Annotated in this window: 14 protein-coding genes; all 14 read left to right on the top strand. The window is 33.9% G+C overall.

Features of this window, described 5'->3' with window-relative positions; genetic code table 11:
• Nucleotides 1-305: 305 nt before the first annotated feature.
• The 14 genes from CLV94_RS12235 (at nucleotide 306) to CLV94_RS12170 (ending at nucleotide 16,322) form a co-directional block, all read left to right on the top strand.
• Nucleotides 306-1,697 carry a UDP-glucose 6-dehydrogenase gene (locus CLV94_RS12235; RefSeq protein WP_121376787.1) on the top strand — a complete coding sequence of 464 codons (1,392 nt, stop codon included), beginning with the start codon at nucleotides 306-308 and terminating at the stop codon, nucleotides 1,695-1,697.
• A gap of 10 nt (nucleotides 1,698-1,707) precedes the next feature.
• Nucleotides 1,708-2,754, top strand: coding sequence for a dTDP-glucose 4,6-dehydratase (gene rfbB, locus CLV94_RS12230; RefSeq protein ID WP_121376786.1), 1,047 nt, complete (start codon nucleotides 1,708-1,710; stop codon nucleotides 2,752-2,754).
• Nucleotides 2,755-2,788: 34 nt separating this feature from the next.
• Nucleotides 2,789-3,328: a dTDP-4-dehydrorhamnose 3,5-epimerase gene (gene rfbC, locus CLV94_RS12225; RefSeq protein WP_121376785.1), complete on the top strand. Its 540-nt coding sequence runs from the start codon at nucleotides 2,789-2,791 to the stop codon at nucleotides 3,326-3,328.
• Between the two features lie 10 nt (nucleotides 3,329-3,338).
• Nucleotides 3,339-4,208 (top strand): dTDP-4-dehydrorhamnose reductase, encoded by an 870-nt coding sequence (rfbD, locus tag CLV94_RS12220; protein WP_121376784.1) that lies wholly within the window; start codon nucleotides 3,339-3,341, stop codon nucleotides 4,206-4,208.
• A gap of 27 nt (nucleotides 4,209-4,235) precedes the next feature.
• Nucleotides 4,236-5,123 carry a glucose-1-phosphate thymidylyltransferase RfbA gene (rfbA, locus tag CLV94_RS12215; protein ID WP_121376783.1) on the top strand — a complete coding sequence of 296 codons (888 nt, stop codon included), beginning with the start codon at nucleotides 4,236-4,238 and terminating at the stop codon, nucleotides 5,121-5,123.
• 62 nt (nucleotides 5,124-5,185) lie between these two features.
• Nucleotides 5,186-6,154 (top strand): SDR family oxidoreductase, encoded by a 969-nt coding sequence (locus CLV94_RS12210; protein WP_121376782.1) that lies wholly within the window; start codon nucleotides 5,186-5,188, stop codon nucleotides 6,152-6,154.
• Between the two features lie 85 nt (nucleotides 6,155-6,239).
• Nucleotides 6,240-7,523 carry a nucleotide sugar dehydrogenase gene (locus CLV94_RS12205; protein WP_121376781.1) on the top strand — a complete coding sequence of 428 codons (1,284 nt, stop codon included), beginning with the start codon at nucleotides 6,240-6,242 and terminating at the stop codon, nucleotides 7,521-7,523.
• 53 nt (nucleotides 7,524-7,576) lie between these two features.
• Entirely contained in the window at nucleotides 7,577-9,040 is a 1,464-nt protein-coding gene (locus CLV94_RS12200; RefSeq protein WP_121376780.1) for a lipopolysaccharide biosynthesis protein, read from the top strand.
• A complete protein-coding gene (locus CLV94_RS12195; protein ID WP_121376779.1) occupies nucleotides 9,037-9,903 on the top strand; it encodes a glycosyltransferase family 2 protein in 867 nt (288 codons plus the stop codon). Before CLV94_RS12200 ends, CLV94_RS12195 begins: the two co-directional genes overlap by 4 nt.
• 1 nt (nucleotide 9,904) lies before the next feature.
• Complete coding sequence (gene asnB, locus CLV94_RS12190; RefSeq protein ID WP_121376778.1) at nucleotides 9,905-11,719, top strand: asparagine synthase (glutamine-hydrolyzing); 1,815 nt, start codon at nucleotides 9,905-9,907, stop codon at nucleotides 11,717-11,719.
• A 2-nt stretch (nucleotides 11,720-11,721) separates the two neighbouring features.
• Complete coding sequence (locus tag CLV94_RS12185) at nucleotides 11,722-12,918, top strand: EpsG family protein (RefSeq protein WP_121376777.1); 1,197 nt, start codon at nucleotides 11,722-11,724, stop codon at nucleotides 12,916-12,918.
• A gap of 2 nt (nucleotides 12,919-12,920) precedes the next feature.
• Nucleotides 12,921-14,015, top strand: a complete 1,095-nt coding sequence (locus CLV94_RS12180) for a glycosyltransferase (protein WP_121376776.1) — start codon at nucleotides 12,921-12,923, stop codon at nucleotides 14,013-14,015.
• Complete coding sequence (locus CLV94_RS12175; protein WP_121376775.1) at nucleotides 14,015-15,193, top strand: glycosyltransferase; 1,179 nt, start codon at nucleotides 14,015-14,017, stop codon at nucleotides 15,191-15,193. Before CLV94_RS12180 ends, CLV94_RS12175 begins: the two co-directional genes overlap by 1 nt.
• Entirely contained in the window at nucleotides 15,180-16,322 is a 1,143-nt protein-coding gene (locus tag CLV94_RS12170; RefSeq protein WP_121376774.1) for a glycosyltransferase family 4 protein, read from the top strand. The genes CLV94_RS12175 and CLV94_RS12170 overlap by 14 nt, the downstream gene beginning before the upstream one ends.
• The last annotated feature ends 2 nt before the right edge of the window (nucleotides 16,323-16,324 follow it).

Raw genomic sequence — 16,324 nt, 5'->3', positions numbered from 1 at the left:
CGCTTGTTAAATTGTTTGTATTTTTGGGTTAAATCACAAAAAGGTAATGAAATAAAATTTATGTCAATATCTATAGGCCAATCATGAGATTTTAAATTTTTCTATATTTAGAAATTGAATGATACTATAAATGTGTTATAATGTTAAAAAGCCTTACTTTTGCCAAGATTTATACTATACTAAAATAGTATTTATTAGGATGAACGTCATTAAGAATATACTGACATTCTCCCTAAAAAGAGCAGTAATAATGATAATTTGCTGTTCAAAATTTAAATTAATTGCAATAAGAACAAAAAATAAGAATGAAGATAACAAAGATTTGCTGTATTGGTGCAGGATATGTAGGAGGGCCAACTATGGCCGTTATTGCGCAAAAATGTCCTGATATTAAAGTTACTGTTGTTGATTTGAATGAAGCAAGAATAGCTGCTTGGAATGATAAAGACACCAATAATATTCCAATATATGAACCAGGGCTCGCAGAAGTCGTAGCCGAAGCCAGAGGTAGAAATTTGTTTTTCTCTACAGAAGTTGAAAAAGCTATCGACGAAGCAGAAATGATTTTCATATCTGTAAATACGCCTACAAAAACCTACGGTTCTGGTAAAGGAATGGCAGCTGACTTAAAATATATAGAGCTTTGCGCTAGACAGATAGCAAGAGTTTCAAAATCAAATAAAATAGTTGTCGAAAAATCGACGCTTCCGGTTCGTACAGCAGAAGCTATCAAAAATATTTTGGACAATACTGGAAATGGCGTCCGTTTTCAGATTCTTTCCAATCCAGAGTTTTTGGCCGAAGGAACAGCCGTGCAAGATTTGTTAAATCCGGATAGAATTTTAATAGGAGGCGATACAACAGAAGAAGGACAAAATGCTATAAACGCCCTGGTGGATGTATATGCAAACTGGGTAGCAAAAGAGAGAATTTTGACAACCAATCTTTGGTCTTCCGAGTTGTCTAAACTGACAGCAAATGCTTTCTTAGCACAAAGAGTGTCTTCTATAAATGCATTGTCAGAACTATGTGAAAAGACAGGTGCTGATGTCAGCGAAGTAGCCAAAGCTATTGGAATGGACAGCAGAATTGGACCTAAGTTTTTAAAAGCTTCAGTAGGATTTGGCGGTTCTTGTTTTCAGAAAGACATCTTGAATCTAGTCTATATTGCCAAAGCCTATGGCTTAAACGAAGTAGCTGATTATTGGGAACAAGTGATTATCATGAACGATCATCAGAAAAGAAGATTTTCGCATAAAATAGTTACTACGCTTTATAACACAGTTTCGGGAAAAAAGATTGCTTTTTTGGGCTGGGCTTTCAAAAAAGACACAAACGATACAAGAGAATCAGCCGCGATATATGTAGCAGATGACTTGATTAATGAGCAAGCAGAACTTTATGTTTTTGATCCAAAAGTAGCCGAAGGACAGATACTTTCAGACTTAAATTATTTAGATTCAAGAACTGCTGAAGAAAACAAGAAGCAAGTAACTGTAGCTGCCTCACCTTATGAAGCTTGCAAAGATGCCCATGCTATCGCTGTTTTGACAGAATGGGATGAATTCCGTGATTATGACTGGAAAAAAATCTATGACAATATGATGAAGCCAGCCTTTGTGTTTGACGGAAGAAATATTCTAGATGCAAAGCAATTAACAGAAATGGGCTTTATATACAAAGGAATTGGTTCATAAAATCAGAAAGATGAAACATATACTAATTACGGGAGGAGCTGGTTTTATTGGCTCTCATGTTGTCAGGAGATTTGTGAAGAGCTATCCTCAATACCATATCTTTAATCTAGATGCCCTGACGTATGCTGGGAATCTTGAGAATATTGCCGATATTGAAAATGAACAGAATTATACTTTTATAAAAGGTGATATCGTAGATGCCGATTTTATAAACGACTTGTTTGCAAAACACCAGTTTGAAGGCGTATTGCACTTGGCAGCAGAATCACATGTAGATCGTTCCATAACCGATCCTTTAGCATTTGTAAAGACAAACGTTATCGGCACAATGAACCTTTTGAATGCCTTCAAGGAAACCTGGAAAGGAAATTTCGAAGGAAAACGTTTTTATCATATCAGTACCGATGAAGTGTATGGAAGCCTAGGAACAGAGGGATTGTTTACAGAAACTACTCCATACGATCCAAACTCGCCTTATTCTGCGTCAAAAGCAAGTTCCGATCATTTTGTTCGTGCTTATGGAGAAACGTATGGTATGCCGTACGTCTTGACAAACTGTTCGAACAACTACGGGCCGAACCATTTTCCTGAAAAATTAATACCGCTTTTCATCAATAATATTATCAATAATAAATCCTTGCCCGTTTACGGCGATGGAAATTATACACGCGATTGGCTTTTCGTAGAAGACCATGCTGTCGCAATCGATTTGGTCTTCCATGAAGGTAAGAATCATGAAACTTATAATATTGGAGGATTTAACGAGTGGAAAAATATTGATCTAGTAAAATTGCTCTGCAAGATTATGGACAGCAAGCTCGGAAGGCCAGAAGGAGCTTCTGAAAAACTGATTACGTACGTAAAAGACCGCCCAGGACATGATTTGCGCTATGCTATCGATGCCTCAAAAATAAACAAAGAGTTAGGTTGGAAACCTTCCGTAACATTTGAGCAAGGTTTAGAAAAAACCATCGATTGGTATTTGTCAAATGAAGATTGGTTGAAAAATGTAACTAGCGGAGAATACAGCAAATATTACGAAAAGCAATATAATTAGTCATTCCAAGATTCCAATTGCAAAATACATTGAAATGAAAATTGAAAATACGCCAATAGAAGATTTGCTAGTCATTACTCCAAAAGTATTTGAAGATGAAAGAGGCTATTTCTTCGAATCTTATAATGAAGCACTATTCAGAGAAAACGGTATTGATATAAAGTTTATTCAGGACAATCAGTCCTTTTCAAAATATGGTGTAATAAGAGGACTTCACTTACAGTTGCCACCTTTTGCTCAGACAAAATTAGTGCGTGTTTTGCAAGGCGAAATTTTGGATGTTGCTGTAGATATCAGAAAAAATTCTAAAACGTACGGACAACATTTCAGCGTTCTTTTATCTGACGAAAACAAAAAACAGTTGTTGATACCGCAAGGTTTCGCACACGGTTTTTCGGTTTTGAGTCCTACGGCAGTTGTTTCTTATAAAGTAGACCAACTTTATGACAAGAATAGCGAAAGAGGAATTCGTTTTGACGATCCAAGCTTAAATATTGATTGGAAAATCGATAGTAAGGAATGCATCGTTTCAGCAAAAGATCAAATTCTTGGCGGACTGAAAGATTTAGAGTAGGAGCATCTATATGAAAAAAATACTAATAACAGGTTCAAACGGACAAGTAGGAAGTGAGCTGAGGGTTTTGGCTTCTCACTATCCTGCGTTTGATTTTGTTTTTGTAGACAGGTCTGATTTTTCTCTTGAAAATGAAGTAGAAATAACGACTTTTTTGAATAGAACAAAAGCTGATTACATTATCAATTGTGCCGCTTATACAGCAGTAGATAAAGCAGAAACAGAAATAGAACTTGCAGATTTAATCAATCACAAAGCTGTTGGCATTATAGCCCAATGGTGTTTTCAGAATAATTGCAAGCTAATTCATATTTCGACAGACTATGTTTTTGATGGCACATCAGCTGTTCCTTTAAAAGAAAATGACTCAACAAATCCTCAAAGCCAATACGGCAAGACAAAATTATTAGGTGAGTTAGCCTGTTTGAAAAATAATCCAAATAGCATTATTATCAGGACTTCGTGGGTTTATTCAGAATTCGGTAACAATTTTGTAAAGACGATGTTGCGATTAATGAAAGAACGCGATTCGATAAACGTTGTCAATGACCAAATCGGAAGCCCAACGTATGCGAAAGATTTGGCCGAAGCTATACTAAAAATTATAACATCTGAAGATTGGCATGAAGGTATTTATAATTTTTCAAATGAAGGAAAAATAAGCTGGTTTGAGTTTGCTTTGGCTATTAAAGAAATTTCCAAAAGCAACTGTGAGGTGAAAGGAATTCCTTCAACGGAATATCCGACTCCCGCAAAAAGGCCGGCCTATTCATTATTAGATAAGACTAAGATTAAAGAAGTTTACAAAATAGAAATTTCAGATTACAAGCATAGCTTAGAGAAATGCTTAGACAATATAAATAAAAACAATAAGTTTTAGGTATACTAAAAGCTTAAAAATACAAGTATGAAAGGGATAATATTAGCTGGAGGTTCGGGAACAAGACTGTATCCTTTGACAAGATCCATATCAAAGCAATTAATGGCGATTTATGACAAGCCGATGATTTATTATCCGCTTTCTGTTCTGATGTTGGCAGGAATTGACGAAGTTTTGGTGATATCGACTCCTCATGATTTGCCTAACTTCAGAAATCTTTTAGGAGATGGAGATGATTTCGGGATAAAGATCGAATATGCTGAACAGCCAAGTCCCGATGGATTGGCCCAAGCTTTCATTATAGGCGAAAAATTTATCGGATCAGATGACGTCTGTCTAATTTTAGGAGATAATATTTTTTATGGCCATGGTTTGACAGACCTGCTTAAAACAGCTGTTAAAAACGTTCAGATTGAGAAAAAAGCTACCGTTTTTGGATATTATGTGCAAGATCCAGAACGTTATGGAGTAGCCGAATTTGATAAGTCAGGAAATGTAATTTCAATCGAAGAAAAACCTAAAGAAGCAAAAAGCAATTATGCTGTTGTGGGATTGTATTTTTATCCGAACTCAGTCGTAAACATTGCAAAAACAATAAAGCCTAGCAATAGGGGAGAATTAGAAATTACGACGGTGAATCAAGACTACCTACATTCAAAAAATCTAAAAGTAGAACTAATGGGACGCGGTTACGCCTGGCTAGATACAGGAACCCATGAATCATTATTAGAAGCCTCGAACTTTATCCAGACTATTGAAAAAAGACAAGGGCTTAAGGTGGCTTGTCTGGAAGAAATTGCTTTTGAAATGGGCTATATCACAAAAGAAAAATTGATTGATCTAGCAACTCCATTACAAAAGAATGAATATGGACAGTATTTGTTACGATTGGCGAATAAAGATAAATACAAATAAGTTGGTCTTTTTATCAAATTGCCGTATTAAATGATTATTTTAGAATATTAAGAATAGTAAAAATGTTAAAGATACTTATTACAGGAGGGGCGGGATTCATAGGGTCCAATTTATGTGAACATTTTCTAGAAAAAGGGCACAAAGTTGTCTGTTTGGACAATTTTGCAACCGGACATAGGCATAATATCGAGCCTTTTTTGAACAACGGTAATTTTACTTTGATTGAAGGCGATATTAGAGACCTTGATACATGTAACCAAGCTGTTGATGGTATTGATTATGTATTGCATCAAGCGGCTTTAGGATCAGTGCCACGTTCTATAAACGATCCTATAACAAGTAATGAAGTGAATGTTTCAGGCTTTTTAAACATGCTTGTTGCTTCTAGAGATGCAAATGTAAAACGATTTATATATGCAGCAAGTTCTTCTACTTATGGAGATTCTGAAGCATTGCCAAAGGTTGAAGACAAAATCGGAAAGCCTTTGTCTCCTTATGCAATTACGAAGTATGTCAACGAATTATACGCTGATATTTTTAGTAAGACCTATGGATTAGAAACTATCGGTTTGAGATATTTCAATGTTTTTGGACGCCGTCAAGATCCAAACGGAGCGTATGCTGCGGTTATCCCATTGTTTGTAAAACAGTTTATGGACTATGAAAGCCCAGTAATAAATGGTACTGGAGATTTTTCCCGTGATTTTACTTACATCAAAAATGTAGTACAAATGAACGAAAGAGCAATTCAGGCAACAAATAAAGAGGCTGTAAATACTGTATATAATACAGCCGTTGGCGACAGAACAACTCTGAACGAATTAGTAGGCTATTTAAAAGAATTTTTGTCTGTTTTAGATCCAAAGATTGTTTCTGTCGAAATTAAGCACGGCCCAAACAGAAAAGGAGACATACCGCATTCTCTAGCCAGCATAGACAAGGCTCGAAAACTATTAGGATATGAACCAACGCATAAGATAAGAGAAGGACTAAAAGAGGCTGTCGATTGGTATTGGGAAAATTTGAAATAAAATCGTGTTGATTTTATGCAAAGCTTTAAAAAGAAAATAAAAAATAATCGCTGCATCTATGTGGGCGAATAAAAAATAAGTTTCAATGGGATTAGAAAAAATTGCCGTAATAGGTTTAGGTTATGTAGGATTGCCCTTAGCAAGATTATTTGCAACAAAATATCAAGTAGTGGGCTTTGATATAAATCAAAATAGAATTGACGGCTTACGTTCCGGTACTGATAGTACATTAGAAGTATCAGATGATGTATTGCAAGAAGTATTGGTAGATAGTTTTGATAACCATCCAAAAGGACTGTTATGTTCTTCTTCATTAGAGGACATTGCAAATTGCAATTATTATATTGTTACGGTTCCCACTCCTGTAGATAAAAACAACCGTCCCGACTTGACACCTCTCTACAAATCAAGCGAGACTGTGGCTAAAGTTCTGAAGAAAGGCGATATAGTCATCTACGAATCTACTGTTTATCCCGGTGTTACAGAAGAAGAATGTGTGCCAGTTCTAGAAAAAGTATCTGGATTGAAATTTAATGTAGATTTCTTTGCAGGATATTCTCCCGAGCGTATCAATCCGGGAGACAAAGAACATACCGTTGAAAAAATCCTTAAAGTTACGGCTGGATCAACGCCAGAAATTGGGCAAAAAGTAAATGAATTATATAAATCTGTAATTACAGCAGGGACGCATTTAGCGCCTACAATTAAAGTGGCTGAAGCAGCAAAAGTAATTGAGAATTCCCAAAGAGATATCAATATTGCTTTTGTGAATGAGCTGGCAAAGATATTTAACTGCATGGATATTGATACTCAGGCCGTTTTAGAAGCAGCAGGAACGAAATGGAACTTTTTGCCTTTTAAGCCAGGATTGGTTGGAGGGCATTGTATAGGAGTAGACCCCTATTATTTAGCTCAAAGAGCCCAAGAATTTGGATACCATCCAGAAATTATTTTGGCAGGCAGAAGATTAAATGATAGCATGGGGGAATACGTAGCTTCCCAAGTCATTAAATTGATGATTAAAAAAGGAATTGTAATTAATAATGCCAAGCTTTTGATGTTGGGCGTCACTTTCAAAGAAAATTGCCCAGATGTTCGAAATACCAAAATAGTTGATGTTATAGCCGCACTAAAAGATTACGGGATTGAAGTCGTAATTTATGATCCTTGGGCAAATCCAGACGAAGTCGCGCACGAATATGCTCTTGAAACTTCCCGTAGTTTACCTGCTGAAAAATTTGATGCAATAATGTTAGGTGTAGCGCACAAAGAATTTTATTCGATTGATTTTAATGTTTTACGAAAGGAAAATAGTGTATTATACGATGTTAAAGGCGTTTTGTCTACTGCAGTAGATGGCAAACTTTAATCGATTGTAAGAATTCAGATTAAAGCAGCTAGCAATTTAAAAAAAGTCAATAAATGAGTTTAAAAAATACAGTTATGTCAGGAATGTTTTGGACATTTTTCGACAATTTCATCTTAAAAGGACTGTCTTTTTTAACAACAATAGTGTTGGCTAAGATTTTAACGCCAGCAGATTTCGGGCTTATAGGCAGTATCTCAATATTTATTGCTATTTCAACTACGCTTGTTGACGGTGGACTCACAAGTTCTTTAATACGCTCAAATAACCTTGATAAAGATGATTACAGCACTGTATTCTATACAAACATTGTAACTAGTATAATTATATATCTTATTCTTTTTTTATCTGCAAGCTCAATTGCTACTTTTTTTAATCAGAAAATAATTGAAGATATTTTAAAAGTATATGGACTTGTATTTGTCATATCTTCTCTTTCTTCTGTGCAAACAACAATTTTAATTAAAGAACTCAATTTTAAAAAGCTTGCAGTTTTAAATATTCCTAGCGTAGTAGTAGGATCAGTAACGGCCCTAATTATGGGATATAATGGATATGGTGTGTGGAGTCTGGTTTTTATGTATTTAGTTGTACAAGTTGTTTCAGCACTATTTCTTTGGAGTTTTTCGAAGTGGAGACCAAACCTCAGTTTTTCCTTTCCAAAATTTAAAACGCATATTAATTACGGATATAAATTATTAATTACAGGTATTTTAGGGAATATTTTTAATAATATCTACGGAGTAGTAATTGGAAGATATTTCCCTATAAAAGTTTTAGGATATTATGATAGAGCCAATACTTTTTCTCAATATCCCGCTACAGTTTTAATTTTAATGATTGGTAAAGTTTCTTTTCCAGTACTTGCCAAATACCAAGATGATATTACAGCATTTACCTTGAACTTTAAAAAGTTTATATCCTACTCGCTTTATCTTACGGCTCCGGTAATGATTACGATTTCATTCTACAGCAAGCTGTTTTTTGTTCAGTTTTTGGGAGGTGAGTGGAGAGTAGCCGTTCCATACTTCATCATTTTATGTTACGCGGCAATCTTTCTGCCTCTACATTCCCTGAACACTAATGCATTGAAAATTTTTGGAAGAACGGATATGGTATTGAAATTGGAGATTATTATGAAAGTCCTGATTTCAATTACATTGTTAATAGGTTTCCAGTTTGGGATAATCGGTATTGTGTATAGTGCATTGGTAAATTCAATTTTGCTTATGGGATTAAACATGTATTTTGTTGGTTTAATTATACCGTATTCTTTTTTTGAGCAATTTAAAAGCATAATTAAAATAGCACTTTTGTCTGCAGTTTTAGTTCTCGTCTTTTATGGCACAACGTTTATTTATCCAGAAATCGAATTTTCAATTATTTATTTATCAATCTTTGCCTGCTTCAATTTTTGTCTTTATATTTTCCTGAGCAAGATTTTAAATTTTGAAGAGGCTATTTTTTTATTCGATATTATCAATAAAGGAATCGTTTTTTTTAAAAATAAAATAACATGAAATATAGTATAATAACACCCACATACAATAGAAGAGATCTTATTGCAAGGGCTATACAGTCGGTTCTAGCGCAGACTTATGAAGATTTTGAATTGGTTATAGTAGACGATGCGTCTACAGACGATACGATTCAGGTGGTTGAAAGTTTTTTATACGATAAACGGATAAAACTGATAAAGTGCGAAGTAAATGGCGGCGTAAATAAGGCAAGAAATATAGGTTTGAATAGCATATCTGACCAATCGGAAGCTGTTACTTTTCTGGATAGTGATGATGAGTTTGAGCCCAATGCCTTGGAGAATATGCTTGCAGAGATGAATTTACATGAGGATATAAATTATTTTAGATTTGGAGTAAAATATGAAGACGGTAAATTTGCTAATAATTTAAGTCATGTTGGCGTAAAAGCTGGATTTGATTATTACATAAAAAACCTTTTTACAATAGGAGAATGGGTTTGTACATTTAGAAGAAATATAATAGATAATGGATTCAAATATTCAACCGAGGTAAAAGCATTTGAAATTATCCCCTATATCGCACTAGCAAGACAGGAGGATATGTTTTTTTCGAGTAAAGTTGTAAGGAAATATTACACAGGGCACGAAAGCATTTCAAATCAAAAATTTTCTAAAGAAAAACTTGCTAATACCATAAAAGGTTATGAAATTATCTTAAATAATAATAGAGATATTAAAAACATTAGCTCTAAAATTTTTGGCATTTTAAATCATACACTAGCTAATTTGTATATACTTGACGGGAGAAAAAGAGAAGGCTTAAAGCTAACAATCAGGGCTTTTCTTGCCTATCCAGCTGATTTAAGAATTGTGAGGAATTTAATTAATTTTATAATTAAGTAAAATGTGCGGAATATATATAACAAATATCCCCTTTGAAAAAAATGAGATTGTCGACAAGCTAAAATCTATCGAATTTAGAGGGCCAGATAATCTTGGATATGAAAAAGTCAACGATTTAAGTTTCGGACATTTGCGATTGTCTATTTTAGATTTAGACGAAAGATCGAATCAACCGTACAGCTTTGACCATCTGAAAATTGTTTTCAATGGTGAGATATATAATTTCGAAGACATAAAGAAGGAATTAGAAGCATTAGGCTATACTTTTGAAACCACAAGCGATACGGAAGTTCTTATCAAAGGATATTCGGAATGGGGAAAAGAAATTCTGCCAAAACTGAACGGAATGTTTGCTTTCGCAATTTACGATGCGACAAACAATACTGTATTTTGTGCCCGTGACAGAATGGGCGTAAAACCATTTTTCTACTATTGGAAAGATGGGGATTTTGAAATATGTAGCCAATTAAGGCCAATTGTAAATGCTGAAAGTAAAATAGCAAAAGAAGCCGTTTCCATATATTTGGATTGCGGTTATATACCAAGTCCGTATTCGATCATTGAAAATGTTTATAAGTTGCCTCCAGGCAATTACATGGAGATAGATTTGGCAAAGAAGACAAAAAACATTTCTGAATTTTGGAACCTGAAGCCTGTCGAGATCAGAGATATTTCATACGAAGAAGCAAAAAAAGAATTACACGAATTGCTCATAGACGCTGTAAAAATAAGATTACAGTCTGATGTCCCTTTAGGTTCTTTCCTTTCTGGAGGAATCGATTCTGCTTTAGTATCGGCAATAGCCAGCAAAATATCCAAAAATCCAATCAATACTTTTACGATTGGATTCGAAGACCCTAAATTTGATGAAAGTAAAGTAGCTGCGCAATTTGCAGAAATTATAGGTTCTAATCATACGGAAACAATTTGCGGGCCTAATGATGCTTTGCAGATGCTATCAAAATTTGTCAAGGTGTATGATGAACCTTTTGCAGATAGTTCTGCTCTACCATCTTTGCTATTGAATTCAGTAACCAAACAATATGTAACAGTAGCATTATCTGGTGATGGAGGTGACGAAAGTTTTATAGGGTATTGGCATCTTCTCTTAGTTGAAAAATTTAAGAAAATCTCATTTATTCCTTATCCGATAAGAAAACTTTTGAATAAATTTAGCTGGTATAAAGTATTGAATACCAGACCAGAAACAATCAAAGGGATTTTAGGTGCTAAAGACGAGAATGAACTAATTGTTAGAATATTTACATCGTTTGATAGTCTCCAAAAAAAACAGGATTTAAGCTGGATGAAATATTATAAGATATTCAAGAGATTAGCGAAAGAACCTTTGCAGAGAGCAGCAGATTTAAATATAAAATTGTGGCTTGAAAACGATAGCAATGTTAAGGTCGATAGAGCCAGCATGGCTTCATCAGTTGAAGTAAGAAGTCCATTTTTAGACTATAGAATTATTGAGTTTGCAAGGACATTGCCATTAAAATACAGGTATAATAATGGCGTCACAAAAAAAATAGTGCGAGATATACTATCAGAATACATACCAGAAAAAGTATTCAATCAGCCTAAGAAGGGTTTTGCGATTCCTTTAGGAGATTGGATAAGGAATGAATTAAAAAAAGAAATTGTTGAAAATTTGAATGATGAATTCCTATTTTCTGTACCTAATCTGGATATCCAAAAATTTAAAAAGCAAATGAGCCTTCATATGGAGAATAAATATGATTATTCTTTTAGCATCTGGAAATTATTTGTGCTTTCTAAATGGTATAAAGAATTCAACCTGAAGCTTTCGTAAAAATGATAAAAAGAATTGACCTGCTAAATATTATGTTGTTTATAGTATCGCCTTTTTTGGCTATACCTTCAATAATTTCAGGCGTAATCCAAAGATCAAAGATAAGTTTGTTTTTGATGATATTGATTTTCGGACTGGTTAGCTATTTATATATACCCAATTATAGTGATGACAGGGCTAGATATTTTGAAGTATATGAAGATTTTCAAAACGCTTCATTTATTGAAATGTTCTCTTTTTTCTTTTTAAGTAGTCAAGATTTTATTCTCCAATCATTATTCTATTTTGCTTCTCAAATTGAAATCCCTTCGCAATTAGTTTTTGCAACGGTGACAATGATTACAGTAAGCATCGTTTTTTATATATATTATAAAATTATTAATGGGTTTCCAGTGTCTAAAACTTTCGGATTATTATCTTTAGTGTTAATCTTCCTCTCTTTTAGTTACCTGGATTTGCTTTCGGGAACAAGATTTATGTTCGCTACATCTTTTGTATTGCTAGCTTATTATTTAGGTATTGTAGAAAAAAAGAAATGGGCGTTTTTACTTTTGATTATAGCGGTATTCATACATTTTAGTACTCTGGTTTTTATTCCCATATTTTTACTTTTGAGATTCTTACCTAATAAAAATAATTTCTATAAAATAATTTTTATTGCCTCATTTGTTTTTCTTGTACTCCCGAAGACATTTGTGGTTTCAATTTTTGATTTATTAGGATTAGGAGGAGCATTACAAGAGAAAGGCAAAGTCTATTTAAATGATGATGACTTTATAACCCAAGGATTAACAGAGTCTGATAGTTCAGGCGGGTTGATTATATATTATATTTCTATTGTGAGCTTGTTTTTACTTTACGCTTATTTAATAGTTACTCATAAAAGAGCTGGGATTTACAGGAATATAACCCTTGTAGTAGCCGCGGTCATTAATGTTTTCTATTCTACGCCGACAATATTTTTTAGATATGCCCTTGTGTTTAAATTCTTTTTTGTGTTTATGTTGGTATATGAATTTTATATTTATAAAAACAAAAAGCATATATATATATTTATAGTAACTTTTTTAATGAATGTTATCACCCAAATAATAATTGCACGTAACAATATTGAAATAAGCTTTTTTAATAAAGAATCTTGGATGCTTATTACGATTATAGATAAAGAAAAAGTTTCGTCAAAAGATTTTATCTATTAAAAATGAAAAAGACATTATTTTTTGTAACTACGCTAAATTCAGGAGGTATTGAGAATTACCTGTTGAGGTTTCTAAGGTCGTTTGAAGGACAAATTGAACCTGTGATTATTTGTAAAGGCAATGAATTTGGAGAGTTGGAAGAGGAGTATAAAAAAATAAAAAATATCCGCCTTATAAAAATGAATGTTGGGTTTTTTGATCTGCCGTCTTACATTAAGATTTTTAAACTAATCAAAACCTCAAACTTTGATAGCGTATGTGACTTTACTGGGAATTTTTCAGGACTGACTCTTTTAGCAGCAAACATGGCAAAAGTCAAGAAAAGAATTTCTTTTTATAGAGGTTCGTCCAATCATTTTAAAGAAACCTTTTTCAAGTTGTCCTATAATAAACTCATGCAGTTTTTAGTGCAAAAAAATGCTACAAAAATATTATCCAATTCCAGAACAGCAATTGAATATTTTTATCCGCAGGTTAAACGTGACAACCCAAAATTCCAAGTGATTTATAACGGAATCGACGCTAGATTTTTTGAGGAAGTAATGCCTTTTACTAAAGAAGATTTTGATATTCCAGACAAATCATTTGTTGTAGGCCACACAGGAAGATATGATGTGGCAAAAAATCATCAGACCATTATAAAGATTGCAGAAAAATTATGTAGCCAACACGTAGATATTTATTTTGTTTTATGCGGAAAAGGCACAGATACATTCTTAAATTCTTATGTTTCTTCAAGCCCTGTTCTTGCTGGAAAGGTAAAAATATTAGGCTACCGTAATGATGTAAAAAGAATCCTGCCTGTTTTTGATCTTTTTTTATTTCCTTCAATAACAGAAGGACAACCAAATTCGCTAATCGAGGCAATGGTCCGCGGTCTACCGGTTGTAGCCTCAAATATTAATCCGATAATCGAGACAACTCCGGAGGAAATTCACCCCGATTTGGTTGCCCCTTTAGATGTAGCAGGATTCTGTGAAAAAATAGAAAGCTTTTATTTTAACCGAGCCAAGCTTGGTGAAAAAAACTATAGCCAATGGGCAAAAGGGAATTTTGACGGTGAGAAGCTGTTTAACCAATTTTTTAATGAACTATAATGAAGTTGGTATTTGTAACAGAAGCAAGGTTTGTTAAAGACAAAGAAGGAAATGTTTACGGGAGCAGTTCCTTTAATCTTAATTTGTGGAACAGATATTTGGAGGCATTTTCTGAAATCAGAGTTGTAGCCCGTGTTGATTTCGATCCAGATTACCAAGGAAATAAAGATGATTTAGCTTCTTCAAGCCAAGTGTCTTTTATAGAACTTCCACATTATATAGGTCCTCTTGACTATTTAAAAAAGCGCAAAGAGATTAATCAGGTAATCAATTCTAATGTGAATGAGCCTGATTCAGTATATATATGCAGAATACCAGGAAACATAGGCAGCCTCGTGATTCGAAGGATGAGAAAAATAGGCAGGCCTTTTGGAGTAGAAGTGGTAGGAGATCCGTGGGATGTTTTTGCGCCTGGTTCCATTAAGCACCCGTTGAGACCCTTTTTCAGAGTCAAAGGTTACTTGAGTTTGAAGAAAAGCGTTGCGGCTGCTCAAGCGGTATTATATGTCACCAAAGAAGCTTTACAGAAAAGATACCCATCTAAAACGGGTGCTTTCACAACATTTGCATCCGATGTGAAAATTTCAAAAAACATAATTGCACTGTCAGAAAAAAAATATGCTAAAAAAGAAGCATACTCTATAATTTCAATCGGTTCTTTGGACCAAATGTATAAAGGACCAGACACTCTGATAAATGCAATCAAAATATTAAAATCACACGGGTTAATATGTACTTTGACTTGGCTTGGAGACGGGAAATTTATGCAATCGATGAAAGACCTTGCTGCTAGTCTGGACGTTCAAGACCAAATATTTTTTAAGGGAAATGTTAATTCAGAAGAAGTTCGGGAGAATTTGAAAAACTCAGACTTATTTGTTTTGGCTTCAAAAACAGAAGGGTTGCCTCGGGCCATAATAGAAGCCATGGCAATGGGACTTCCCTGTATAGGGACAAATATTGGAGGTATTCCGGAATTGTTAGAACAAGATGTTTTGGTTGAAAAGAATAATGCTGAAAAACTAGCCCTGAAAATTTCATCTATTTTGCAAGATGAATCTTTCTACAACAAACAATCAAAGCGAAATTTAGAAGAAACCCAACAATATCTGCAGGAAAATTTAGATAAGAAAAGAGTAGAGTTCTATGAGTATTTAAAAAATAATGCGACGAGATAATATGCACATATTACACCTAATCAAGACGAGCGAAGGCGCGACGTGGGCGATAAACCAAATAAAAGAACTTAAAGAAAGACATCCTTCTCTTACTTTTAGCGTTATTTTGCCAGATAATGGCAAGCATATCGAAGAATATAGGGCGGTCTGTCGCAATGTTTATATCTTTGAATATAAATTGAATTTTTCTATTTTCAGCAAAGGAAAAATATTTAAAGAAATTGTAAAAAAAGATAACCCTGATGTAATTCATAGCTGGTTTACGCAAACCACATTATATGCCCGATTTTTTCTAAGAGGAATAAAAGTGCCAAGGCTATTTCAAGTAGTAGGCCCATTACATTTAGAAAACAAAATATTCAAATTCTTTGACATCAAAAGCGCCCAAAAAAATGATTATTGGATCGCAACATCACAATATATTTACGATAAGTACGCTGATTCAGGAGTTCCTGCTTCGAAACTTTTTCTGAACTATGCTTATATTGATGTCGAAGAAATGCTTGAAAAAAAGCAAATGACAGAAGTATGGGATTTGAGAAAGCAATACAACATTCCAGAAAATTATAACATAATTGGAACAGCTTCCTATATCTATCCTCCGAAATTTTATGAGAAAAAAGGATTGAAAGGACATGAAGAATTGCTCGAAGCATTTCGCGAAATCCTAAAAATAAGAAAAGATGTTGTTTTGATTATAGCTGGATCAACTTTTGGTGAAAATAAGGACTATGAAAATAAGCTGATTGAAATGGGTAAAGCCATTGATGAAAAAAGAATTTTTTTTACAGGGAAATATACCAATGTTTACAGCGTTATTGCTAATTTTGATGTCTTTGTGTATTTATCCAAATCAGAAAATCTTGGTGGTGTTTTCGAAAGCCTGCTGTTTGAAATCCCTACGGTATCTTCCAATAGAGGTGCGTTGCCAGAATTAGTGATTAATGGATTTTCAGGTTATAATGTCGAACTGGAGAAAAAAGATTTAATAGTAAGTAAAATACTGCAGACTATTAATACAGAAAACAAAGAAATGATTGCCAACGGAAAAAGCAAAGTGCAGGAACTGTTTCAAAAGGACAAGCTTATTCAGAATGCTCTTGAGATATACCAAAAAGTCAACCAATGAAA

The sequence above is a fragment of the Flavobacterium endophyticum genome (assembly GCF_003634455.1).
Lineage (GTDB): Bacteria > Bacteroidota > Bacteroidia > Flavobacteriales > Flavobacteriaceae > Flavobacterium > Flavobacterium endophyticum.
Note: the sequence above shows the minus strand (reverse complement) of the source record. Positions and strands in the feature narration are given on the sequence as shown.